This window comes from Nocardia sp. NPDC050697, assembly GCF_040654395.1.
GTDB lineage: Bacteria > Actinomycetota > Actinomycetes > Mycobacteriales > Mycobacteriaceae > Nocardia.
Map to the genome: position 1 here is coordinate 182,695 of NZ_JBFAHY010000001.1, position 20,838 is coordinate 203,532.

General features: G+C 72.9%; 23 protein-coding genes. 8 read left to right on the top strand and 15 right to left on the bottom strand.

The genetic code is table 11. The features are described from left to right. Positions 1-83: 83 nt before the first annotated feature. The gene (locus AB0H71_RS00900; RefSeq protein WP_357013416.1) at positions 84-1,058 is read right to left on the bottom strand and encodes a helix-turn-helix transcriptional regulator; all 975 of its coding nucleotides are present in this window, start codon (positions 1,056-1,058) and stop codon (positions 84-86) included. A gap of 389 nt (positions 1,059-1,447) precedes the next feature. Here AB0H71_RS00900 and AB0H71_RS00905 point away from each other — a divergent pair, with 389 nt between their 5' ends. After that, entirely contained in the window at positions 1,448-2,359 is a 912-nt protein-coding gene (locus AB0H71_RS00905) for a manganese catalase family protein (RefSeq protein WP_357013418.1), read from the top strand. Here AB0H71_RS00905 and AB0H71_RS00910 read toward each other — a convergent pair whose 3' ends face one another. Then, the gene (locus AB0H71_RS00910) at positions 2,360-2,941 is read right to left on the bottom strand and encodes a TetR/AcrR family transcriptional regulator (RefSeq protein WP_357013420.1); all 582 of its coding nucleotides are present in this window, start codon (positions 2,939-2,941) and stop codon (positions 2,360-2,362) included. Positions 2,942-3,043: 102 nt separating this feature from the next. Here AB0H71_RS00910 and AB0H71_RS00915 point away from each other — a divergent pair, with 102 nt between their 5' ends. Together AB0H71_RS00915 and AB0H71_RS00920 are read left to right on the top strand one after the other, a co-directional pair. Further along, the gene (locus AB0H71_RS00915; RefSeq protein WP_357013423.1) at positions 3,044-4,183 is read left to right on the top strand and encodes an acyl-CoA dehydrogenase family protein; all 1,140 of its coding nucleotides are present in this window, start codon (positions 3,044-3,046) and stop codon (positions 4,181-4,183) included. 8 nt (positions 4,184-4,191) lie between these two features. Continuing rightward, on the top strand, positions 4,192-4,899 hold the full coding sequence (locus tag AB0H71_RS00920; RefSeq protein WP_357013425.1) for an endonuclease/exonuclease/phosphatase family protein: 708 nt from the start codon (positions 4,192-4,194) through the stop codon (positions 4,897-4,899). Here the strand turns inward: AB0H71_RS00920 and AB0H71_RS00925 are convergent. Next, positions 4,886-5,773 carry an alpha/beta hydrolase gene (locus tag AB0H71_RS00925; protein ID WP_357013426.1) on the bottom strand — a complete coding sequence of 296 codons (888 nt, stop codon included), beginning with the start codon at positions 5,771-5,773 and terminating at the stop codon, positions 4,886-4,888. The genes AB0H71_RS00920 and AB0H71_RS00925 overlap by 14 nt on opposite strands. Before the next feature lie 2 nt (positions 5,774-5,775). Beyond that, positions 5,776-7,860 carry an acyltransferase family protein gene (locus AB0H71_RS00930; protein ID WP_357013428.1) on the bottom strand — a complete coding sequence of 695 codons (2,085 nt, stop codon included), beginning with the start codon at positions 7,858-7,860 and terminating at the stop codon, positions 5,776-5,778. 115 nt (positions 7,861-7,975) lie between these two features. On the opposite strand from AB0H71_RS00930, the gene AB0H71_RS00935 reads away from it, so the two are divergent. Continuing rightward, complete coding sequence (locus AB0H71_RS00935) at positions 7,976-8,908, top strand: MerR family transcriptional regulator (RefSeq protein ID WP_357013430.1); 933 nt, start codon at positions 7,976-7,978, stop codon at positions 8,906-8,908. Between the two features lie 58 nt (positions 8,909-8,966). On the opposite strand, the gene AB0H71_RS00940 is transcribed toward AB0H71_RS00935, so the two are convergent. After that, entirely contained in the window at positions 8,967-9,134 is a 168-nt protein-coding gene (locus tag AB0H71_RS00940; protein WP_084505282.1) for a DUF4236 domain-containing protein, read from the bottom strand. A gap of 150 nt (positions 9,135-9,284) precedes the next feature. On the opposite strand from AB0H71_RS00940, the gene AB0H71_RS00945 reads away from it, so the two are divergent. Further along, positions 9,285-9,710: a DoxX family protein gene (locus AB0H71_RS00945; protein WP_357013432.1), complete on the top strand. Its 426-nt coding sequence runs from the start codon at positions 9,285-9,287 to the stop codon at positions 9,708-9,710. A 60-nt stretch (positions 9,711-9,770) separates the two neighbouring features. Here AB0H71_RS00945 and AB0H71_RS00950 read toward each other — a convergent pair whose 3' ends face one another. The 7 genes from AB0H71_RS00950 to AB0H71_RS00980 all read right to left on the bottom strand — a co-directional run bounded on the left by AB0H71_RS00950 (position 9,771) and on the right by AB0H71_RS00980 (position 17,215). Continuing rightward, a complete protein-coding gene (locus AB0H71_RS00950; protein WP_357013435.1) occupies positions 9,771-10,706 on the bottom strand; it encodes a TauD/TfdA family dioxygenase in 936 nt (311 codons plus the stop codon). A gap of 152 nt (positions 10,707-10,858) precedes the next feature. Then, a complete protein-coding gene (locus tag AB0H71_RS00955) occupies positions 10,859-12,199 on the bottom strand; it encodes an LLM class flavin-dependent oxidoreductase (protein ID WP_357013438.1) in 1,341 nt (446 codons plus the stop codon). Positions 12,200-12,220: 21 nt separating this feature from the next. Beyond that, positions 12,221-13,177 (bottom strand): ABC transporter permease, encoded by a 957-nt coding sequence (locus AB0H71_RS00960; protein ID WP_357013440.1) that lies wholly within the window; start codon positions 13,175-13,177, stop codon positions 12,221-12,223. Continuing rightward, positions 13,174-13,995 (bottom strand): ABC transporter ATP-binding protein, encoded by an 822-nt coding sequence (locus AB0H71_RS00965; RefSeq protein WP_357013443.1) that lies wholly within the window; start codon positions 13,993-13,995, stop codon positions 13,174-13,176. The genes AB0H71_RS00960 and AB0H71_RS00965 overlap by 4 nt, the downstream gene beginning before the upstream one ends. Continuing rightward, positions 13,992-15,059 carry an ABC transporter substrate-binding protein gene (locus AB0H71_RS00970; protein ID WP_357013446.1) on the bottom strand — a complete coding sequence of 356 codons (1,068 nt, stop codon included), beginning with the start codon at positions 15,057-15,059 and terminating at the stop codon, positions 13,992-13,994. The genes AB0H71_RS00965 and AB0H71_RS00970 overlap by 4 nt, the downstream gene beginning before the upstream one ends. 270 nt (positions 15,060-15,329) lie before the next feature. Next, positions 15,330-16,067 carry a helix-turn-helix domain-containing protein gene (locus tag AB0H71_RS00975; RefSeq protein WP_357013447.1) on the bottom strand — a complete coding sequence of 246 codons (738 nt, stop codon included), beginning with the start codon at positions 16,065-16,067 and terminating at the stop codon, positions 15,330-15,332. A gap of 101 nt (positions 16,068-16,168) precedes the next feature. Further along, a complete protein-coding gene (locus AB0H71_RS00980) occupies positions 16,169-17,215 on the bottom strand; it encodes a YdcF family protein (RefSeq protein WP_357013449.1) in 1,047 nt (348 codons plus the stop codon). A 60-nt stretch (positions 17,216-17,275) separates the two neighbouring features. On the opposite strand from AB0H71_RS00980, the gene pcaD reads away from it, so the two are divergent. After that, positions 17,276-18,037, top strand: a complete 762-nt coding sequence (gene pcaD / locus AB0H71_RS00985) for a 3-oxoadipate enol-lactonase (protein ID WP_357013451.1) — start codon at positions 17,276-17,278, stop codon at positions 18,035-18,037. Here the strand turns inward: pcaD and AB0H71_RS00990 are convergent. Both AB0H71_RS00990 and AB0H71_RS00995 read right to left on the bottom strand, forming a co-directional pair. Continuing rightward, on the bottom strand, positions 18,010-18,327 hold the full coding sequence (locus tag AB0H71_RS00990; protein ID WP_357013453.1) for a cupin domain-containing protein: 318 nt from the start codon (positions 18,325-18,327) through the stop codon (positions 18,010-18,012). The genes pcaD and AB0H71_RS00990 overlap by 28 nt on opposite strands. After that, positions 18,324-18,890 (bottom strand): TetR/AcrR family transcriptional regulator, encoded by a 567-nt coding sequence (locus tag AB0H71_RS00995; protein WP_357013455.1) that lies wholly within the window; start codon positions 18,888-18,890, stop codon positions 18,324-18,326. Before AB0H71_RS00995 ends, AB0H71_RS00990 begins: the two co-directional genes overlap by 4 nt. Before the next feature lie 53 nt (positions 18,891-18,943). Here AB0H71_RS00995 and AB0H71_RS01000 point away from each other — a divergent pair, with 53 nt between their 5' ends. Beyond that, positions 18,944-19,573: a flavin reductase family protein gene (locus AB0H71_RS01000; RefSeq protein WP_357013457.1), complete on the top strand. Its 630-nt coding sequence runs from the start codon at positions 18,944-18,946 to the stop codon at positions 19,571-19,573. A gap of 29 nt (positions 19,574-19,602) precedes the next feature. Beyond that, positions 19,603-20,253, top strand: coding sequence for a nitroreductase family protein (locus AB0H71_RS01005; RefSeq protein WP_357016078.1), 651 nt, complete (start codon positions 19,603-19,605; stop codon positions 20,251-20,253). Between the two features lies 1 nt (position 20,254). Here AB0H71_RS01005 and AB0H71_RS01010 read toward each other — a convergent pair whose 3' ends face one another. Then, entirely contained in the window at positions 20,255-20,764 is a 510-nt protein-coding gene (locus AB0H71_RS01010) for a hypothetical protein (protein WP_357013460.1), read from the bottom strand. Positions 20,765-20,838 lie beyond the last annotated feature (74 nt).

Below are 20,838 nucleotides of genomic sequence, written 5' to 3' on the forward strand. Positions count from 1 at the left end.
GCCGACGCCTTCGTTCCGCGTCGTCGCCGGGTGCCGATCTGTTCGCTATCGGTATGGTCCGCAACCGTCCGGCTATTGCCCCGTCAGCCGCGCAGCGTGCGCGCCGGACGCCGGCCGTAGCGCCGCCGGTAGGCGGCGGCGAACCGGCCGGGGCTGGAGAAACCCCAGCGCAGCGCGATCCCGGCGACGGTCTGGCCGTCGCCGGCGATCGCGGCGAGCAGATCGGAATGCGCGCGCTCCAGCCGGATCTCGCGCAGGTAGCCGAGCGGGGTGGTGTCGTGGTGGGTGCGGAAGGCGTACTGCAGCGCGCGCGGCGTGACGCCGGCCGCCACCGCGATATCGGCGACGGTGACCGGCTCCCCTGCGTGGTCGTAGAGGAACGCCGTGGCCCGGCCGAGCGCGGTGCCGGAGGCGGGGCGGGTGTCGGTCGCGGCCGCGGTCATGGTGGTGTTCGGGAAGACGGCCAGCGCGGAGGCGGCGAGCGCCGCGGTGAACTCGCCCGCCACCAGCGGGTGGCCCAGGATGGAGTCCTCGGCGGTGAGTTCCCGGCGCGCGGAGTGGAAGAGCCCGTTCCACCAGCGCGACGCGGCCTCCGAGACCGGCTGGAAACCGAGGAAGCGGAGGTCGCCGGCGGCGGTGCCGAGTTCGGCGGCCGCGTTCAGCACCGGGGCCAGCGGTAGCCGCAGCCCCGGCATGTCGATCCGGTCGGCGTCGAAGTGCAGCGCGCGGCCGAGCGGGAACAGCGTGGCGGGGCCGCCCGCGACCTGCCGGATCTCCCGGCCGGCGCCGGTGATGGTGACGCGGCCGGTGATGAGGCTGGTGACGAACAGGTAGTCGAACGGCTCGGCATCCACCTGATATCCCATGGTGGAGCTGATCCGGTCGGTGGCGAGCAGGGAGGTGCTCGCCGCGGACACCGCGAGCGCGGCATCCGCGCCGACGTCGTGGAAGCGGGTCCGGTTGCCCACGTACAGGTGCGCGAAGACCGCGGTCGCCGCGTCGGCGTCCGCGGAGCGGAACTCCTCGCGCCGGATCGGCAGCGCTGCGGGTGTGGCCACGGCCGTTCTCCTACCCCCGATTGCGAGCGCGGACGTGCTGACGGTACCCCGCTCGAACACGGGGAATCCCGTACCGGCGCGCCGATTCGCGGACGGTGCGTGCCCGCCGCTACTCGACGCGTTCGGCGGCCGGGCGGGATTCGGCGGGCGGTGTGCCCGCGGGCGGCTCGGCGCGCGCCGGCGCCGGCACCTCCGGCTCGGTGGAGCGGATCCGCGCTCCCGCGCTGGCACTCAGTTTCCTACCGCACATCGCTTCTCCTCCGGTTCGGGTCGCGCCGTGCGAGTGCCCCGCATCGGCAGCGCTACACCAAGGATTTTCGCTGTTTCCCGGCCCGCCCCGGAGGTAGCCGCGCCTTCGAAACGACCAGATCATCGAAGGGAAGGTCCCCGTGTTCCGTCATACCGACCATCTGCAGTTCGATGCCAAGCCCGAGAAGCCGGACCCGGTTTACGCCCGCAAGCTCCAGGAGCTGATCGGGGGTGCCTACGGCGAGATGACGGTGACGATGCAGTACCTGTTCCAGGGCTGGAACTGCCGAATGCCCGGCAAGTACAAGGATCTGATCATGGACATCGCCACCGAGGAGATCGGGCACGTCGAGATGATCGCGACCATGGTCGCCCGGCTGCTGGAGGGCGCCCCGGCCACGCACTCCACCGAGGCCGCGGCGGCGGACCCGGTGGTGGCGGCGGTGCTGGCCGGGATGGATCCGCAGCAGGCCATCGTCTCCGGCGGCGGGCCCACGCTGGCCGACTCCAACGGGGTGCCGTGGAACGGCCGGTTCATCGTGGCCAGCGGCAACCTGCTCGCCGACTTCCGGGCGAACGTCTCGGCGGAGTCGCACGGCCGGTTGCAGACCGCGCGGCTGTACAACATGACCGACGACCCGGGCGTGAAGGACATGCTCCGGTTCAACCTGGCCCGCGACACCTACCACCAGAACATGTGGCTGGCCGCCATCGAGGAGCTGAAGGCCGACGGCGTCGAGGAGGTCGTCACCCCGGCCGCGCTGCAGGACGAGGAGTACACCGAGCATGCCGAGACGCTCTGGCACCTCTCCGACGGCACCGCCTCCGACCAGGGCCGCTGGGCCTTCGGCGCCGCGCCGGACGGCAAGCACACGAATCGCTTCCTCGCGGACCCGCAGCCGCTGGGCGAGAAGGGCTCCGCGCCCGCGCCGGATCCGTTGCTCTACAACACCTACGACGGCGCGATGGGGGAGCCGCGCAAGACCGCCTTCGGCACCGAGGGCGGGCTGGTCGGCAAGATCAAGGACACCCTGGACCCGAACAAGCCCTGATCAGCGCGCGCTGATGCCGTGGGTGAGGATCGAGGCGAGCTCGCGGTAGGCGGCGGCGTCGTCCAGGCCGGTGCCCGCGCGGACGCCGCCCTGCTGGATATGCACCATCATGGTGGTGGCCAGCTCGGCGGCGAACGCGGCGTGCACGCCGCGGAATTCGCCGGTGGCGACGCCGTCGTCGATCAGCTCCTGCACCCGGCGGGCGGCGATCCCGGTATTGCGCTCGTACACCGCGCGGGCCGGGGCGAAGGCGTCCAGATCGGCCATGAAGCGCTCCGAGGCCACCGCCAGCGCCGCGCCGACTGCGGTCAGGTAGGCGGCGATCCGCTCGCGCGGCCCCTCGCTCCCGGCTACGCTCGCCTCGACGGCGTCGGTGGCGCGCTTGAAGAAGTGCACCGTCGCGGCGGTGACCAGCTGCTCCTTGCTGCCCGCCAGGGTGTAGAGCGTCGACTTGGAGCAGCGCAGCCTGGCCGCGATGGCGTCGAGGGTCAGGTGCGCGAAGCCCTCGGCGAGGAACAGCCCGAGCAGCTCGTCGAAGAGTTCGGTGCGGCGGGCCGTCGCGAAGGCCGATGCGTGCTCCATACCGGAAATGGTACTGCGTGGCGTCTTGTAGTACTGTCCGCGCCGACAGTACTCTGAGGTGGCATCGAGTACTGCTACCCGTATCGAGTTCGAGGAGAGCCCGTGGCCGTCGACCGACTCCTGCCCACCGACGAGGCGCGCGCCCTGATCGGGCTCACCCGCGATCTCGCGGACAAGGTGCTCGCCCCGATCGCCGACGCGCACGAGAAGGCCGAGACCTACCCCGACGGCGTCTTCGGCACGCTCGGCGAGGCCGGGCTGCTGAGCCTGCCGTACCCGGAGGAGTGGGGCGGCGGCGGCCAGCCGTACGAGGTCTACCTGCAGGTGCTGGAGGAGCTGGCGGCGCGCTGGGCCGCGGTGGCGGTCGCGGTGAGCGTGCACAGCCTCGCCTGCCACCCGCTGCTCGCCTTCGGCACCGAGGAGCAGAAGCAGCGCTGGCTGCCGGAGATGCTCGGCGGCGCCACCATCGGCGCCTACAGCCTCTCCGAGCCGCAGGCCGGATCGGACGCGGCGGCGCTCACCTGCAGGGCGGTTCCGGAGGACGGCGGCTACCGGGTCACCGGCGCCAAGGCGTGGATCACGCACGGCGGCATCGCCGACTTCTACAACCTCTTCGCCCGCACCGGCGAGGGCTCCAAGGGCATCTCCTGCTTCCTGGTGCCGCGCGAGCTCGACGGGCTGAGCTTCGGCAAGCCGGAGGAGAAGATGGGGCTGCACGCCGTCCCCACCACCTCCGCGCACTACGACGGCGCCTTCCTCCCGGCCGAGCGGCGGATCGGCGCCGAGGGGCAGGGGCTGCAGATCGCCTTCAGCGCACTGGATTCCGGGCGGCTCGGGATCGCCGCGGTGGCGGTCGGGCTGGCCCAGGCCGCGCTGGACGAGGCGGTGGCCTACGCGCGGGAGCGAACGGCGTTCGGCCGCAGGATCATCGACCACCAGGGGCTCGGCTTCCTGCTCGCCGACATGGCCGCCGCGGTGGACTCCGCCCGCGCCACCTACCTCGACGCCGCCCGCCGCCGCGACGCCGGGCTCGCCTACTCCCGGCACGCCTCGGTGGCCAAGCTGGTCGCCACCGACGCCGCCATGAAGGTCACCACCGACGCGGTGCAGGTGCTCGGCGGCTACGGCTACACCCGCGACTTCCGGGTCGAGCGGTACATGCGCGAGGCCAAGATCACGCAGATCTTCGAGGGCACCAACCAGATCCAGCGGCTGGTGATCAGCAGGCACCTCGCGGGCTAGGGTGGCCTGTGATCTCCGTGGCCTCCTGGAACGTCCTGCACCGCGTGCACGCCGAGAACTGGTACGAGGAGGTCGCGGCGCGCTGGCCGGACGAGTCCGCGCGGATCGCCGCCGTCGCCGAGCGGGTGGCGGGGCTGGATGCCGCGGTGATCGCGCTGCAGGAGGTGAGCGGTGACCAGCTGGCCGCGCTGCGCGACGTCGCCGGTGCCCGGGTGGTGCACGTGCTGCGCTATCCGCGGGTGCCGCGGCCCAAGCGCATTCCGACGGTGCTGCGGGACCGCGACGAGTACCTGGTGATCCTGGCCGATCCGGGCAGTGTCCGGGTGGCGGGGGAGGCGTTCACCGACGACCCGGGGAAGGGCGCGCTGGTGGTCGGGGTGGGGGAGTTCACCGCGGTCGCGACCCATGTCAGCGGTGACGTGCGCGGTCCAGGCCAGCTCCGCGACCTCGCCCGGCTCGCCGGGACGGGCCCGGCCGTGCTGCTCGGCGACTTCAATGCCGACCGCACCACGGTCGCCGTCGAGCTCGGCCCCGAGTTCGACGTCGCCGAGCTGCCGCCGGGGCTCCCGACCCGCCCGCGCCGCGACGGTGCGGAGAAATCGCAGTTCATCGATCACATCGTCACGCGCGGCGCGGTCGCGCGCGGGGCGCGGGTGCTCGACGGCGGTGGACTCTCCGACCACAACCCGGTGTGCGGGACCGTCAGCGCAGGGTAGCGGCGTAGCCGAGGATGACCGCCTGCGCGGTCTGCCAGGCGAGCGAGGTGGTGTCGATGAAGTCGGCGTGCCCGGAGCCGCGCAGGATGCGCAGCTCGGCGCGCTCGCCCGCGCGCTCCGCCGCGGCGATGTAGCGGCGGCTCTGGTCCGGCGAGACCACCCGGTCGGCGTCGCCGTGCACCGCGGTGACCGCGACGCCCTCGGGCAGGTGCTCGATGGGGGAGGCGAAGTGGTAGCGGCCGGGCACCTCCTCCGGCGCGCCGCCGAGCAGCCCGCGCACGAAGCGGTCGCGGCCGTTGCGCACCGCGAAGTCGAGGTCGAGCACGGCGGCCATCAGGGTCGCGCTGCGCACCCGGAGCGCGGGGTCGAGCGGCTGCGCCGCCACCCACGCCGCCAGGTGCCCGCCGGCCGAGTGCCCGGCCAGGTGCACCCGGCCCAGGTCGAGCGCGGCGCCGACCCGGTCGCGGACCGGGCCGGCCAGCGCGTTCACCGCGTCCCGCACATCGTGCAGCGTGGCGGGCCAGCCGCCGCCGCCGTGCACCCGCCGGTACTCCACGTTCCACACCGCGACGCCGTGCGCGGCCAGCGCCACCGCCTGCGGCGCCGCCTCGCTGAGGTTGCGGTACTGCGACCAGCCGCCGCCGTGCACCAGCACCACCACAGGGAACGGCCCGCGCCCCGCCGCGGGCAGGTAGAGCTGCCCGAAGGTGTCGGGCGCGGGGCCGTAGTCGATGCGCATCGGCGCGCCCCCGGTCGGCAGCCCCGGCCCGGTCGCCGCCGGCGCCTCCGGCTCGCTCGGCCCGTACCCGACGACCAGCGCGGCGAGCGTGAGCAGCCCGGCGACCAGCACCCGCCGCAGCCTCCGGTGGCGCACGCTCACCACCAGTTGAGCACGGGCTGCAGCTCGCGGCCGAGCGGCCCGGCCAGCGAGCGGGAGTAGCTCGCGGTGAGGTGGTGCTCGTCGTGGTAGACGAGCACATTGCCCTCCACCACCGCGCACACCTCGGGCTCGCAGACGGCATCGGTGAGGTCGATGGGGAAGACCGCCGGGTAGTGCGAGGCCGGCTCCAGCAGCGGGTTCACCTCGTCCAGGGCGGCGCCGCGCGGAATGCCGCAGCTCAGCCGGGTGCCGCCGGCGGCGAGGCAGTCCACCGCCTTGTAGCGGACGGCGTCGCGGCGCAGCCACGGGGTGTCGCGGATGGTGATGGTGCGCAGCCCGCGGTCGGAGAGCGCCGACCAGACGTCCAGGTACTCGGCCGGGGTCTCGTCGCCGAGGTCGGGGCGCGGGCGGGTGCCGGTGGTGAAGACCCAGTCCGGGGCGTCGGCGCCGAGCCGGTCGATGACCTCGCGGGACCAGTCGCGGCAGTCCGGGATGGGCTCGCCCTTGTAGGTGACATTGTCGTCGAGGGTGAGCGGGCACCCCATCTTCAGGTACACCTGGATCCGGAAGGAGTGCTCCGCGGCCAGCACCTGAAGCGCGGGCAGCCAGTGCTCGGCGTGCGAGCTGCCGACCACCGCCAGGGTGCGTCCGGCCTCCGGGTCGCCGTAGGTGCAGCTGACCACCTCGCGGGTGTCCCAGTCCGCGATGCAGCCGTCGTGCGTGGACGGCGGGCCGTCGGCCGGCGCCTCCAGCAGGGTCGGGCGCATCCGCATCTCCGGCACCGCCGCCCCCGCCACCAGCGCCTCGGCGCCCGGGTAGAGCCGCGCGTCCAGCGCCTCGACCGCCGACCCCGGGTGCAGCCGGTCGGTGATCACCAGCCAGCTGCCGCTGGCCACCAGCACCGCCCCCGCCAGCACCAGCACGCCGCCGCGCCCGCGCGCGGGCGCCGCCGGGGCCGGGGCCGCGCGCTCGCGCAGCGGCTCCTCGATCCAGCGGTGCGTGATCCAGGCCAGCACCAGCGAGACGCCGATGATCACCAGCCCGTCGGCGAACCCGGCCCGCGGCTGCCCGCGATCGGCCAGGTAGAAGATGAGGATCGGCCAGTGCCACAGGTACAGCGGGTAGGCGATGTCGCCGAGCCACCGCGCGGTGCGCGAGGCCAGCAGCCGGTTCGGCCACGGCCGGTCCGGCGCGGCGAGCCCGTTGCCCGCGACGATCACCGCCGCCGCCGCGCCCACCGGGAGCAGCGCGGCCGGGCCGGGGAAGCGGTTCGCGCCGTCCAGGATGAGCCAGCCGCAGCCGACCACGCCGAGCACCCCGGCCACCGAGAGCGCCGCGCGCAGCAGCCGCGGCGGCGCCAGCACCGGGGCGAGCAGGATGAGCGCGGCGCCCGCGCACAGCTCCCAGCCGCGGGCCAGGCTGTCGTAGTAGTTCCAGCCCTGCGCGGTCGCCGCGCCGCGGGTGGCGTGCAGCAGCGAGGCGAGCAGCAGCACCGTGACGATCGCCAGCAGCGCGCCGCGCACGGGGGTGGCCCCGCCGCGGCGGCGCGCCACCCAGGTCACCGCGAGCACCACGAGCAGCGCGGCCAGGTAGAACTGGCCCTGCACCGCCATCGACCACAGGTGCTGCAGCGGGCTCACCGAGGGGTCCGCGGCCAGGTAGTCCGACCAGGACCAGGCCAGCTGCCAGTTCTGGTAGTAGAAGAGCGAGGCCAGCGTCTGCCGCGCCAGCGTCGACCACTGCGTATACGGCCGCAGCGCCGCGGTGGCCACCACCACCGCCGCCAGCACCGTCACCAGCGCGGGCAGCAGCCGCCACGCGGTGCGGCGCAGGATCGCACCCGGCGCGAGCGGCTCCGGGCGCTCGGCGCGGCGCAGCAGCAGCCCGGTGAAGAAGAACCCGGAGAGCACGAGGAACACGTCCACGCCGCCGGAGACCCGGCCGAACCAGACGTGGAACACCACGACCAGCGCGATCGCGACGCCGCGCAGCCCGTCCAGATCCTCCCGGTACCCGGCCCTGCGCTCCGGGGGCGCGGGCGCGGCGCCGGTGATCGCCGGTGGCTCCTGGCGTGTGCTCACGGCACCTCCCTGATCGGGTTGGGGTTCGGCACACGCCGAGTCATCACCTCGATTATCCCTGGTCGGAGGGAATGGCCTTGCACCTCCCCCGAGGGGAGGCCGCAGGCTGGAGCCCATGGAGGACGCAGCACTGCTCCCGATCGGCGAGCTCGCCCGCCGAACCGGGCTCACGGTCAAGGCCATTCGGTTCTACGCCGACCGCGGCATCGTCCCGGCGAGCGCGCACAGCCCCGCCGGGCACCGGCTCTACGACGCCGAGGCCGCCGCCCGCCTCCGCCTGGTGCGCACCCTGCGCGCCCTCGGCATCGATCTGGCGACGGTGCGCGCGGTGCTGGCCAGGGAGCTGTCGGTGGCCGAGGTCGCCGCCGCGCACGCCGCCGCGCTGGACATCCGGATCCGGGCGCTGCGGCTGGACCGCGCGGTGCTGCGCGCGGTGGCCGAGCACGGATCGACTACCGAGGAGATGGAGATCATGCACGAACTCGCCCGCGGCTCGCAGGCCGAACGCCGCCGCCACCTGGACGACTTCCTCGACACCGTCTTCGGCGGTGTCGACGCCAACCCGGCGCTGGTCGAGCTGCTCCGCGCCACCATGCCCGAGCTGCCCGACGACGCCGCGCCGGAGCAGCTCCGCGGCTGGGTCGAGCTGGTGGAGCTGGTGCGCGATGCCGATTTCCGGGCCGCGGTGCGCCGGATGGCCGAGTACCAGGCCGCCGAGCGCGCGGCTGGGGACGACACCGGGCTGCACGGCGAACTCAGCGCCGCGGTGGTCGAGCGGGTCGAATCGGCCCTGGCCGCCGGGGTGGCGCCGGACTCGCCGGAGGCGGCCGCCGTTGTCGGCGATCTGGTCGCCCGCTACGCCGCCACCTTCGGCCGGGCCGACGACGCGGCGCTGCGCCGCTGGATCCTGGAGCGGCTGGCGGTCGCCGACGAGCCGCGCGTCACGCGGTACTGGCAGCTGGTGGCGATCGTCAACGGCGAGCCGCCTACGCCGGACTTCGCCCCGGTCTTCGCCTGGTTCGGCGCGGCGCTGCGGTCGACGGCGTGAGCGGATGCGGCACCGGCCCGGAGGCAGCTGCCTCCGGGCCGGTGCGCGAGGATGCGGGTCAGCGCTGGCGCCAGCTCAGCGGACCGGGCAGGTCGACGCTGTTCTTCTTCGTGCGGGAATTCCACGACCAGCGGCCGATCTTGATCCCCCACGAGGACATCCCGTTCTGGGTGAAATTGAACTTCAGCGGCCCGAAGGACTTCCGCTGACGGTACTTGATGGGCATGGCTACCTCCCTGGTTCGCCTGGTGGATAGCCAATCCCCGCCGCGGCAAACGGGTTTCGGCCCGGGAAAAAATCTTCCGTGGCGGCGATGAGTTCTCCGGCGGTGCCCCGTCCTATCCAGTGACTCCCACCCCGACCCGAAGGACCCGAGATGACCACCGCCACCGCTTCCACCGCCACCACCGCCCGTCCCGGCACCGTCCGCAACCGCGTGCTCTGGACCCTGCAGATCCTGCTCGGGCTCTTCTTCGTCATCGCCTCCGGCGCCCCCAAGCTGATCATGCCCGGCACGATCGCGGAGAACTCCGTCGACAGCGTCGCCATCCCCGTCGGGCTGCTCATCTTCATCGGGATCGCCGAGGTCGCGGGCGGTATCGGGCTCATGGTGCGCAAGCTCAGCGCGCTGGCCGCCGCCGGGCTCTCGGTGCTCACCGTGCTCGCCGCGGGCACCCAGGCCTTTCTCGCCGACAAGCCGGGCATGGCGATCTTCCCGCTGGTGCTGGCCGCGGTCTTCGCCTGGATCGCCTACGAGCGCCGCGGCACCGTGGCCGAGCTGCGGAACGCGCTCTCCCGCTGAACCATCCCCGCGCGCACGGCCGGCGATCACCCGATCGCCGGCCGTCCGCGCTGTCGGGGGTCAAGCGCCGGTGAAGCGCTCGCCCGAGAGGGAGATCGACGGCTCCCCGTCGACCCCCACCGGGATGTCGCCCTCCAGCGTCGTCCGGTAGAGCACCCGGGTGACGTCGAGGTGGTCGAGGTCGCTGGGTGCGAGGTGCGCGGTCGCCCGGTTGTCCCAGAACGCGATGGTGCCCGGCTTCCAGCGCAGCGCGACGGTGAAGGCGGGCTCGGCGATCTGGTCGAAGAGCAGCTTCAGCACGGCGTCGGACTGGGCGGGGCTCAGCCCGAAGATGCGCGTGGTGAAGCCGGGGTTCACGAAGAGCGCCCGCTCCCCGGTCACCGGGTGCACCCGGACCACGGGGTGCTCGGTGACGAGCGGCGCCGCCGCCACCTTGCGCGCGTAGTCGCTGTCGTCGGACCAGGCGGGTTTGCTGCCGCCGAAGCGGTGCTCGGCGCGCAGCCCGTCGGCGAAGGTACGCAGCGCCTCCGGCAGGTGCTCGTAGGCGGCGACCAGGTTGGTCCAGCGGGTGTCGCCGCCGCGCTCGGGGGCGATCTCGGCGCGCAGGATGGAGGCGGCGGGCGGGTTGATCAGCGCCGAGACGTCGGTGTGCCAGTGGTTGGTGTAGCTGAACTTCCGCACCCCGAAGCGCTTCTCGTAGAGCCTGCTGTCGACCGCCAGGATCTCCGGGTGCTCGGTGGGGGCGTCGGTGTCGTAGGGGTGCGACGGGGTCACCGCGCCGAACCGGCGGGAGAAGGCGATCTGCTCGGCGTGGCCGATGTGCTGGTCGCGGAAGAACAGCACCTTATAGGAGTGCAGGGCGTCGGTGACGGCCCGCACCTGCTCGTCGGTCAGCGGCTCGCGCAGGTCGACGCCGGAGATGTCGGCGCCGATGTGCCCGGCGACCGGGTCGACCCGGACGGCGGTGGTGGTGGGGTTCTCGTGTACTGCGGTCATGGGAGGCTCACTCGGGGAGTAGGAATTCGGGTCGCGGGGCGGGCCGGGCGACAGCCGCGCCGGGGCACATCGATCGGGTCGGTCATCGGATCACCCTTTCCTCGAAGGTCTCGGCCGCAACGGGCGGGAATCGAGCGGAACGGCGTACGGGCTCATGCGCTCGCTTCGGCGCGGTCTTCGGCGAAGCGGCTCTCCACCGGCTCGAGCCCGTAGTGGCCGCGCAGGGTACCTGCGGTGTACTCGGTGCGGAAGAGCCCGCGCCGCTGCAGGATCGGCACCACCTGCTCGACGAAGTCCTCGAGCCCGCCGGGCAGGTAGGGCGGCATGATGTTGAAGCCGTCGGCGGCGCCGTTCTCGAACCAGCTCTGCAGCTCGTCGGCGATCTGCTCGGGTGTCCCGGCGAAGGAGCGGTGCCCGCGCCCGCCGCCGAGCTTGCCGATGAGCTCGCGCACGGTCAGCCGCTCGTTCTCGGCCAGCTCCTTGACCAGCACGTAGCGGCTCTTGTTCCCCTCGAACTCGGTGACCTCGGGCAGCGGGGGCAGCGGGGCATCCAGCGCGTGCGCGGTGAGGTCGACCCCGAGCAGCCGGGAGAGCTGGCCGAGCGCGTAGTCCGGCGAGATCAGCTCGGTGAACTCCCGCTCCAGCGCCCGCGCCTCCGCCTCGGTGCCCGCGATGTAGGGGACGAGCCCGGGCAGCACCTTGAGCTCGTCGGCGGAGCGGCCGTACTTCACCAGCCGGGACTTCAGGTCCCGGTAGAACGCCTGCCCCTCGGGGAGCGTGCGCTGCGCGGTGAAGACCGCCTCCGCGTAGCGGGCGGCGAACTCCTTCCCGCTCTCCGACGACCCCGCCTGCACCAGCAGCGGCCTGCCCTGCGGGCTGCGCGGCGAGTTCAGCGGGCCGCGCACCCGGAAGCGGGGGCCCTCGTAGTCGATGGTGTGCACCTTCGCCGGGTCGGCGAAGACCCCGCTCTCGGCGTCCAGCACCAGCGCCGAGGACTCCCAGCTGTCCCAGAGCCGCAGCGCCACATCGACGAACTCGGCCGCGCGCTCGTAGCGCCCCGCGTGCTGCGGGGTGCCGTCCAGCCCGAAGTTGGCGGCCTCGTCCGCGCCCGCGGAGGTGACGATGTTCCAGCCCGCGCGGCCGTGGCTGATGTGGTCCAGCGAGGTGAACTTGCGCGCCAGGTTGTACGGCTCGTTGTAGCCGGTGGAGGCGGTGGCGATGAGCCCGATCCGCTCGGTGACCGCGGCGATCGCCGAGAGCAGCGTGATCGGCTCGAACACCGCCTGGATATTGCGCTCGATGCGCGGCCCGACGGTCAGCCCGTCGGCGAAGAACACCGAGTCGAGCCTACCGCGCTCGGCGATCCGGCCGAGCTCCTGGAAGTGCGCGACGTCGAGCACCCGGTGCTCCTCGGTGCGCGGGTGCCGCCAGGCCGCCTCGTGGTGGCCGACGCCCATCAGGAAGGCGTTCAGATGGAACTGTCTCGTGGACATGGGGTTTCAGCTCCCGTTGGGTCAGCGGTCGCTCTGCACGCGCCACCGCGAGAAGCGGCGCTCCAGCGCGACCAGCAGGCCGTTGAAGGTCAGCCCGAGCAGCGAGATGGCCAGGATGCCCGCGTACATGTTCGGGATCTGGAAGTTCTGCTGCGCGGCGGTGATCAGGTAGCCGAGCCCGGCCCGCGCGCCGACCATCTCGGCGGCGAGCAGCACCAGGATCGAGCTGGCCGCGGCCATCCGCAGCCCGGTGAAGATGGAGGGGATCGCCGCGGGCAGGATCACCTTCTGGAACAACCGCAGCGGGCTCAGCCCGAGCGAGGCCGCCGACTTGATCAGCAGCGGGTCGACGGTGCGCACGCCGGTGATGGTGTTCAGCAGGATCGGGAAGACGCTGGCATACACCACCAGCGCCACCTTCGAGGTCTCGCCGATGCCGAGGATCAGCACGAAGACCGGGAGCAGCGCCAGCGCCGCGGTATTGCGGAAGAGCTCCAGGATCGGGTTGAGCAGCTCGGCCACCGGCTTGTACCAGGCGATGGCGATCCCGAGCGGCACCGCGATGGCGAGCGCCAGCGCGAAGCCGCTCAGCGAGCGGCCGAGGCTGGCCTCGACGTGGATCCACAGCTCGCCGCTGGTGAGGAGATCGGCGAAGGCCTGTGCGACCGTGCTGAACGGCGGCAGGAACACCTCGTCCACCAGCCCGGCGCGCGGCGCGACCTCCCAGAGCGCCAGGAAGGCGACGATGGCGATGAGCGGCTTCAGCACCCGCCACAGCGCGCGGAGCACCGGCCCAGCGATCCGAGCGCGGGCGGCGCGCGGCGCGCCCGCCGTCGCGGTGCCGGCCGTAACCGTAGCCGTGGTGCCGGGCGCTGTTGCGGCCGCGGTATCGGGCGCCGTCGTGGCCGTGGTGCCGGGCGCCGGTGCGGTATCGGGTGCGGACACCGCCGCGCGGACGAGTTCGGCTGCGGTGGTCATGGCTTCGGCCTCTCGGTCTGCTGGAGTTCCTGGCCCTGGGCGCGCTCCACCTCGCTGCGCAGCAGCGACCAGATCTCGTGCCGGTAGGCGCGGAAGTTCTCGGTGGAGCGGATGTCCTCGCCGCTGTCCCGATCGATCTCGACCTCGACGACGGCCTTGATCCGGCCGGGCCGCGAGGTCAGCACCGCCACCCGCTGGCCCAGGTAGACGGCCTCGTCGATGCCGTGCGTGATGAAGAGAATGGTCTTGCCGGTGGCGCGCCAGATGCGCAGCAGCTCGTCCTGCAGTGCCTCCCTGGTCTGGGCGTCGAGCGCGGCGAAGGGCTCGTCCATCAGCAGCACCTCCGGGTCGAAGGCCAGGCTGCGGGCGATCGCGACGCGCTGTTTCATCCCGCCGGAGAGCTCGTGCGGGTAGCGCTCGGCGAACCCGGTGAGCCCGACCAGCTCCAGGTAGCGGTCGGCGATCTCGCGCCGCTCTCTCCTCCGGAGCCCCTTGGCCTCCAGCCCGAACTCGATATTGGCGCGCGCGGTGCGCCACGGCAGCAGCGCGTACTGCTGGAAGACGATGCCGCGGTCCAACCCCGGCCCGGTCACCGGGGCGCCGTCGAGCAGGATCTGCCCCGAGGTCGGTTTGCTCAACCCGCCGAGCAGGTCGAGCAGCGTCGACTTACCCGACCCGCTCGGCCCGACCAGCACCAGGAACTCGCCCGCCCGGACGTCGAGCGTGATGTCGTCGAGCGCGGTGAACTTCTCCGCCGACCCGCGCACCGAGAACTGCCTGCTCACCCCGCTCAGCGCGAGTTTGGCCGCGGTGCTCACTTGGCCAGCACCTCCCCGGCCGGGCCGCTCGCGGGCTGGTAGGTGCCGTTGGCGTAGGGGTTGAACTCATTGGTGAACAGGTCGGTCGCCTTCAGCTGGCCGTCCTTCAGCTCGCCGTTGCGCACCAGCCAGTCGATCCAGATCTGCAGCTCCTTCTCCGCGACCACCGCGCCCGGCACCGGCAGCCCGGAGCTCTTCCAGTACTTCAGCAGCTCGGTGTTCTCCTGACGCCCGCGTTTCTCGATAATCGCGGCGAACCTGGCCACCACCTCGTCGCGCGGGGTCACCTGCAGCCAGCGGGTGGCGCGGGCGGTGCCCTGCACGAAGTCGGCGACGGCATCGCGGTTCTTGTCGATGAAGTCGTCGCGGAACACGTAGGTGCCGTAGTCGAACTCGCCGAAGATGGCCTTGTCGGTGTAGAGCGGCCGCAGCCCGCCGCGCTCCAGCGCGGTGTCCCGGAAGACCGAGCCGAGCGTGCCGACGTCGACCTGGCCCTTGCGCAGCGCGTCCTCGGTATTGGCCGGCGGCACCACCACCAGCTGCACCTGCTTGATCTCCGCCTCGGAGAGCCCCTGCTGGTGCAGCCACTCCCTGGTGATGAACTCGTGGTGCGCGCCGAGCGTATTGACCGCGACCTTCTTGCCGATCAGGTCCCGCGCGCTGGTGATGGGGGAGTTGTCCAGCACGTAGTAGCCGCTGAACGACTTCTCGTCGGCCCCGTAGGAGCTGAGCACCGAGGTCACCTTGGCGCCGCCGGAGATCAGCTTGACCACCGCGCCGTTGAAGGCGCTGCCGAACTCGACCTGGTTGGTCACCGCCGCCTGGATATTGGCGGGGCCGCTGGTGGTGTCGCCCTCCCACTGCAGCTGGATCTTGCTGAAGTAGCCGAGATCCTGGGCCAGCTCGACCGGGGTGACCTGGCCGGTCTGGCCCTGGTAGCGCAGCACCGTCTTGCCGTCGGCGGTGGTCGTGGTGCCGGAGTCGCCGCAGGCGGTCAGCACCGAGAGCCCGGCCAGGGCGGCGAGCGCGGCGGCCGCGATTCGTTGTCTTGCGGTGGAGAACATGGCTGTTCCTTCGGGGGCAGGCCCGGCCGGGCATGCGGGGAGAACGGGAGAATTCCCGGGGATGGAAAAAGGGGGGCGCTGGATCAGCGGCGACAGATCCCGTGCGGGGTGCGCATCAGGTCGATCGCGCGGCGGCGGATCAGCGTGCTGCGAGACGGCACGTCGGCAACTTTCGTCGAGGTGAGCGGGGTGGCTTGGCTCTCATCGTGGGCGCGGAGCGATCCCGCCGACAACAGCCTTTCCACAATGTGGAAATCACGGTGAGCCGAATTACGTTGCGGGACAGCCGCTCTGCCGGACGACCGTCCCGATGCGCGCCGCGACCTGCCGCATGGCCGGGAGAATCTCCCTGACCAGGGCATCGTCCAGCCGGGCGGAGCGCGCCTGCACCCCGAGCGCGCCCCACACCCTGCGGTCCCGGTCGAACACCGGGACCGCGACCGAGCGGATGGGGTCGGCGTCGTCGAGCTCGGAGAACTCGAACTCCTCCGAGGCGAAGCCCTTGCGCCGGACCGCGTCGAGATCGGTGCGCAGCCCGTCGCCCGCGCCGGACCAGGCGAGCAGCGCCTGCCCCGGCGCGCTGTGCCGCAGGTGCCTGCGCTGCCGCGGCACCTGGTGCGCGCAGAACAGCACCGGCGGGCGGGCCTCGAGCACGGTGAGCGCCGCGTCGTCGTCGAGCACGCTCAAACTGGTCGTGATCTTGATCCCGGCGGAGAGCGCGTAGAGGTGCGGCGCCGCCGAGTCCAGCCCGAGCCGGGTCAGCGCGGGCCGGGCCAGCGTGGCCAGCCCGTGCCCGACCCGGTAGCGGTCGGTGAGCGGGTCCTGCTCCAGCAGCCGCCCGCGCACCAGCGCCCGGGCCAGCCGGTGCGCGGTGCTCACCGGCACCCCGGCCAGCCTGGCCAGCTCGCTCACGGACAGCTCGGGGTCGTCTCCTTCGAAGCAGTTCAGCAGGTGGATGGCGCGCTCGACCGCCTGGGAGCCGGTGCGCGTCTGGTCAGTGGGGGCCATGGCACCGTCCTCGGGTCCGGTTGCGCTGTGTCGCGGTGAACTGTTCCGCACCGCCGCCGCACCGGCAATCGTTCGGCGCGGACTGCGCGCAACCCTCGGCCTCAGGTGATCAGGTAGGCGTGCGTCGCCGATGCCGAGACCGCGGTGACGGCGATCGCCGCCACCGCGACGTGGGCGCGGCGGTAGTGCGTGGTGAGCACCGCCGCGAACTCGCGCAGGAACGCCGCCGGGATGAAGTACAGCGCGGTGCGCGCCCCCGCCACGTGTGCCTCCACCCCGAGCCGCCGGGTCAGCGCGGCCGCCCGCAGGACGTGGAAGTTGCTGGTGACCACCGTGATTCGCGCGCTCTCGAGGTCCATGCCGCCGTCCCGCAGCAGCGCGAGGCTGTTGCGCAGGTTCTCCTCGGTATTGCGGGATTCGCGCTCGCGCACGATGGACTCGTCCGCGACTCCGGCCCGGATGAGGTAGGTCGCCATGGCGTCGGCCTCGCTCAGCGCCTCGTCGCTGCCCTTGCCGCCGGAGGTGACGAGCAGCGGGCCGCGCCCGGCCGCCGTCTCGGCGCGGTAGACCCGCAGTGCCCGCCGCAGCCGCGAGGCCAGCAGGGGAGTCACCCGGTTGCGGTTGAGCCCGCAGCCGAGCACCACGATGGCGTCGGCGCCGGTCTCGTCCGGGAGCCGGTCGTAGACCACCGCGTGCCCGGCGAAGGCGAGCAGGTGCGCCAGCAGGTACACCCCGGCGAGCGTGGTCGCGGTGGCGAGGACGAGCAGCCAGGGCGGCAACTCGGGGCCGCGCCGCAGCGCCAGCGCGGCGGCCACCGGAAGGACGAGCAGCCCGAGCCCGGCGAGCACCGGGGTCAGCGTGATCGGCCGCACCCCCTCGCGCAGCATGACCGCGATGCCATTGCCGAGCAGCCCGAATCCGGTGGCGAGCACCGCGAGCAGGAACAGCCCGCGCACCACCAGCGAGGCGGTGTCCAGCACGGCGGGCGCCGCCAGCCGCGCCGCCGCGGTCGCCGCGCCGACGAGCACCAGCGAGAGCGCGACCAGCAGCAGGAATCCGGTGGAGAGGCGGCGCGGCTCCCGGCGTAGCCGCACCGCGCCGAACACCGCTGCCGCCCAGCCCGCCACCAGCAATACCGCAGGGTCCACCGACCGCCTCCTCCGCTTCCGGTCGCTGTATACCCAGAAGTTCGCGATTACCATGGCCCGGTGCTCGCGTACACCGCCCTGCCCGGCACCGGCACCCCGCTGGTGTTCCTCGGCTCGATCGCCTCGGACCGCACCATGTGGCAGCCCCAGCTGGACGAGCTCGGCGGCCCCGCGCTCGCCGTCGACCTGCGCGGGCACGGCGGCTCGCCCAGCCCCGCCGGGCCGTACACCGTCGCCGAGCTGGCCGGGGACGTGCTCGCGCTGCTCGACCGCCGGGGGATCGGCGCCGCCCACCTGATCGGGCTCTCGCTGGGCGGCGCGGTCGCGCAGTGGATCGCGGCGCACCATCCGGGCCGGGTCACCGCCCTGACCCTCTTCTGCACCGCCGCCCGCTTCGGCACCCCGGAGATGTGGGCCGAGCGCGCCGAGCTGGTCCGCCGCGACGGCACCGCGAGCCTCGCCGAATCCGCCCTCACCCGCTGGTTCACCCCCGGCTTCACCGCCGCGCACCCGGCGATCGCCGCCCGCTGCACCGCCATGATCGCGGGCACCGACGACGAGGCCTACGCCGGCTGCTGCGCGGCGCTGGGGGAGTGGGACGGCCGCGCCGACCTGGCCCGCATCACCGCCCCCACCCTGGTCGTCGCGGGCGCGCGGGACCCGGGCACCCCGCCCGCGGTGGTCGCCGAGGTGGCGGCGGGCATTCCGGGCGCCGAGTTCGTGGTGCTCGACGACGCCGGGCACCTGCCGACCCTGCAGCACCCGCGCGCGGTCTCCGCGCTCATCGCCCGGCGCTACGGGAAGGCCAGCTCGACCTCCTGATCGGCGTCGAGCAGGAAGTAGCCGAGGAAGGTGGCGGGCCCGCCGGTGGCGTCGAAGTGGTCGATCAGCACGTCGGCCGGTTCGTAGAAGGTGTCGCCGGGGCCGAGCAGCACTTCGGGCCCGCCGCTCACCTGGAACAGGATCGTCCCGCGCTCGACGCTGCCGAAGACCGGGGTGTTGTGCCGGTGCGGCGCGGTGTCGCCGGGGTCGAGGGTGATCCGCCTGATCTCCACCCGGTGCACCGCCCGCCCCGGAATCGGCTGCTCCAGCAGCACGTCTCGGACGATCATCGCGCGTCCTTCCGCTCGAGCAGCCCGAGGATGCCGTCGATCGCCTGCCCGAACGGTGCGGGATCGCCCGCGGCGCGGGCCAGTACGTACCCGCCCTGCACCGTGGCGACCACGGCGGCGGCGGTGGCGTCCGGATCGAGCCCGGCCGCGAACTCACCGCCCGCCACCCCTTCGGCGATCAGCGCCGCGAGCCGCTCCCGCAGCCAGGCGAAGGTCTCCCGCACCGGCGCGCCGAGCTCGGCCGAGGCCACCACCTCGGGGTCCTGGGTGAGCCGCCCCATCGGGCAGCCGCGCAGCACATCGCGTTCCCGGCGCAGGTAGCCGGTGATCCGCTCGGAAGCCGTTCCGGCACCGGACAACTGCGCCTCCGCCGCGGCCCGCAGCTCGGCCGCGCCGCGCTCGATGGCCGCGCGCGCCAGCTCCCCCTTCCCCGCGAAGTGGTGGTACATGCTGCCCTGCCCCGCGCCGGAGCGCTGCTGGATGGCCCTGGGGCTGGTGCCCACGTAGCCGCGCTCCCAGAGCAGCTCCCTGGTGGTCTCGACGAGACGGTCCCTGGTGCTCATCGCTCGAAGTGTACATACCGATAGGTACAGCGCAACCCGGCTACGGTGGAGCCGTGCGCACCGACATCGACCCCGGCGAACTCGGCTTCGGCGGCTTCTACCGCATCCTGACCAGCGTCGTCGTCCCGCGGCCGATCGCCTGGGTCTCGACCCGCTCGGCGGACGGCATCGACAATCTGGCGCCGCACTCGTTCTTCACCGTCTCCTGCGTGCGCCCGCCCATGGTGCAGTTCACCTCGGTCGGGGCCAAGGATTCGCTGCGCAATGTCCTCGATACGTGCGAGTTCGTGGTCTGCCTCGCCACCGAGCCCGCCTTCGAGCGGGTGAACGCCACCGGCACCGACTTCCCGGCCGAGCTCTCGGAGTTCACCGAGGTCGGGCTCACCCCGGAGCCGAGCGCCACCGTCGCCCCGCCGCGCGTCGCGGAGTCGCCGGTCGCGCTGGAGTGCCGCCTGGAGCAGACCGTGGAGCTGGGCGATTCCACCGTGGTGATCGGCCGGGTGCTGCACGCCGCCATCGACCCCGAGGTCTTCGTGACCGACGAGCACGGCGTCAGCCTGCCCGCCGTCGAGCGGCTGCGCCCGCTGGCCCGGCTCGGCCGGAACGAGTGGTCCACCATCGGGCGGGTGCTCGATATCGGCCGCATCCCGTACGACCGCTGGCCGGGCCACTTCCGCCGCTGAGCCGGACCGGTACGGTCGGAACCATGCCGATCGAACTGGACCTCTCCCCGGACGAACTGCTCACCACCACCAGGGCCGTGCGCAAGCGGCTCGACCTGGAGCGCGAGGTCCCGCTGGCGGTCGTGCGGGAGTGTCTGGAGCTGGCGGTGCAGGCGCCGAGCGGGTCGAACCGGCAGGGCTGGCACTGGGTCGTGGTCACCGACCCGGCGAAGCGGAAGGCGCTGGGGGAGCTGTACCGGCGCGGCTTCGAGGCGTACCAGGCGGACCCGGGGTACCTGGGCAAGAAGGTCAGCGGCGACCCCGAGGTGGACGCTTCCCGCCGCCGGGTGGCGAGCTCGGCGGAGTACCTGGCCGAGAAGATGGGCGAGGTGCCGGTGCTGCTGGTGCCCTGCCTCTCCGGCCGGGTGGACAATGCGCCGAGCGCGGCCAGCGCCTCCTACTGGGGCTCCCTCTTCCCCGCCGTCTGGAACTTCTGCCTCGCGGCGCGCTCGCGCGGGCTCGGAACCACCTGGACCACGCTGCATCTCGGCTACGAGCGGGAGGCCGCCGAGGTGCTCGGCATTCCCTACGAGAAGGTGTCGCAGGGCGCGCTGCTGCCCGTCGCCTACACGAAGGGCACCGATTTCAAGCCCGCCGCCCGCACCGACCTCGACGCGATCGTGCACGTCGACAGCTGGTGAGTCAGGGCACCGCCTGCAGGTGCCGGGGCGGGCGGTGCCCGAGATCGTCCAGCCAGACGAGAGTGTCCTCCCAGCCGGTGGCGGCGCTGCGGTGCAGCAGCAGCCGGAGCCCGGCGCGGAGGTCGTCCCCCTCGGCCTCGGTGAGCGAGCGCAGGTTCCGTGCCCGGCGCTGCCAGCGCGGGTGCGCCCGCTCCGGGTAGCCGATATCGGTGTCCGCCCGATCGAGGATTACCGGCTCGGGTAACCCGGTGCGCTCCGGGTCGCGGTCCAGCCACAGCAGGACCGCGACCGTCTGCCCGAGCCCGCTCAGCCTGCGCTCGCAGGCGGTGCCGGGCAGCGCGGTCCCGGCGTGCTTCTCGAAATCCTCGGCCATCTCCCGCATCCGGGCGACCGTCGGCCCGTCCACCCAGCTCAGCCGCAGCTCACCGGCGCCGCACTCGACCCGCACCCGGGAGCCGACGCGCTCGGTCAGCCACGCCGACAACCGCTCCTCGACCACCACCAGCTCCATCCACCCGACCCCTGCGGGGACGTAGTGACCGGAACCGGCGAAGGCAAACCCGTGGCTACTCGAATGGCGGTGCC

Coding starts and splice junctions, on each gene's coding strand:
- AB0H71_RS00910 (WP_357013420.1), bottom strand. CDS start 2,941: ATGGAGCACGCATCGGCCTTCGCGACGGCCCGCCGCACCGAACTCTTC.
- AB0H71_RS00935 (WP_357013430.1), top strand. CDS start 7,976: ATGGAGGACGCAGCACTGCTCCCGATCGGCGAGCTCGCCCGCCGAACC.
- AB0H71_RS00940 (WP_084505282.1), bottom strand. CDS start 9,134: ATGCCCATCAAGTACCGTCAGCGGAAGTCCTTCGGGCCGCTGAAGTTC.
- AB0H71_RS00945 (WP_357013432.1), top strand. CDS start 9,285: ATGACCACCGCCACCGCTTCCACCGCCACCACCGCCCGTCCCGGCACC.
- AB0H71_RS00950 (WP_357013435.1), bottom strand. CDS start 10,706: ATGACCGCAGTACACGAGAACCCCACCACCACCGCCGTCCGGGTCGAC.
- AB0H71_RS00955 (WP_357013438.1), bottom strand. CDS start 12,199: ATGTCCACGAGACAGTTCCATCTGAACGCCTTCCTGATGGGCGTCGGC.
- AB0H71_RS00960 (WP_357013440.1), bottom strand. CDS start 13,177: ATGACCACCGCAGCCGAACTCGTCCGCGCGGCGGTGTCCGCACCCGAT.
- AB0H71_RS00970 (WP_357013446.1), bottom strand. CDS start 15,059: ATGTTCTCCACCGCAAGACAACGAATCGCGGCCGCCGCGCTCGCCGCC.
- AB0H71_RS00975 (WP_357013447.1), bottom strand. CDS start 16,067: ATGGCCCCCACTGACCAGACGCGCACCGGCTCCCAGGCGGTCGAGCGC.
- AB0H71_RS00990 (WP_357013453.1), bottom strand. CDS start 18,327: ATGATCGTCCGAGACGTGCTGCTGGAGCAGCCGATTCCGGGGCGGGCG.
- AB0H71_RS00995 (WP_357013455.1), bottom strand. CDS start 18,890: ATGAGCACCAGGGACCGTCTCGTCGAGACCACCAGGGAGCTGCTCTGG.
- AB0H71_RS01010 (WP_357013460.1), bottom strand. CDS start 20,764: ATGGAGCTGGTGGTGGTCGAGGAGCGGTTGTCGGCGTGGCTGACCGAG.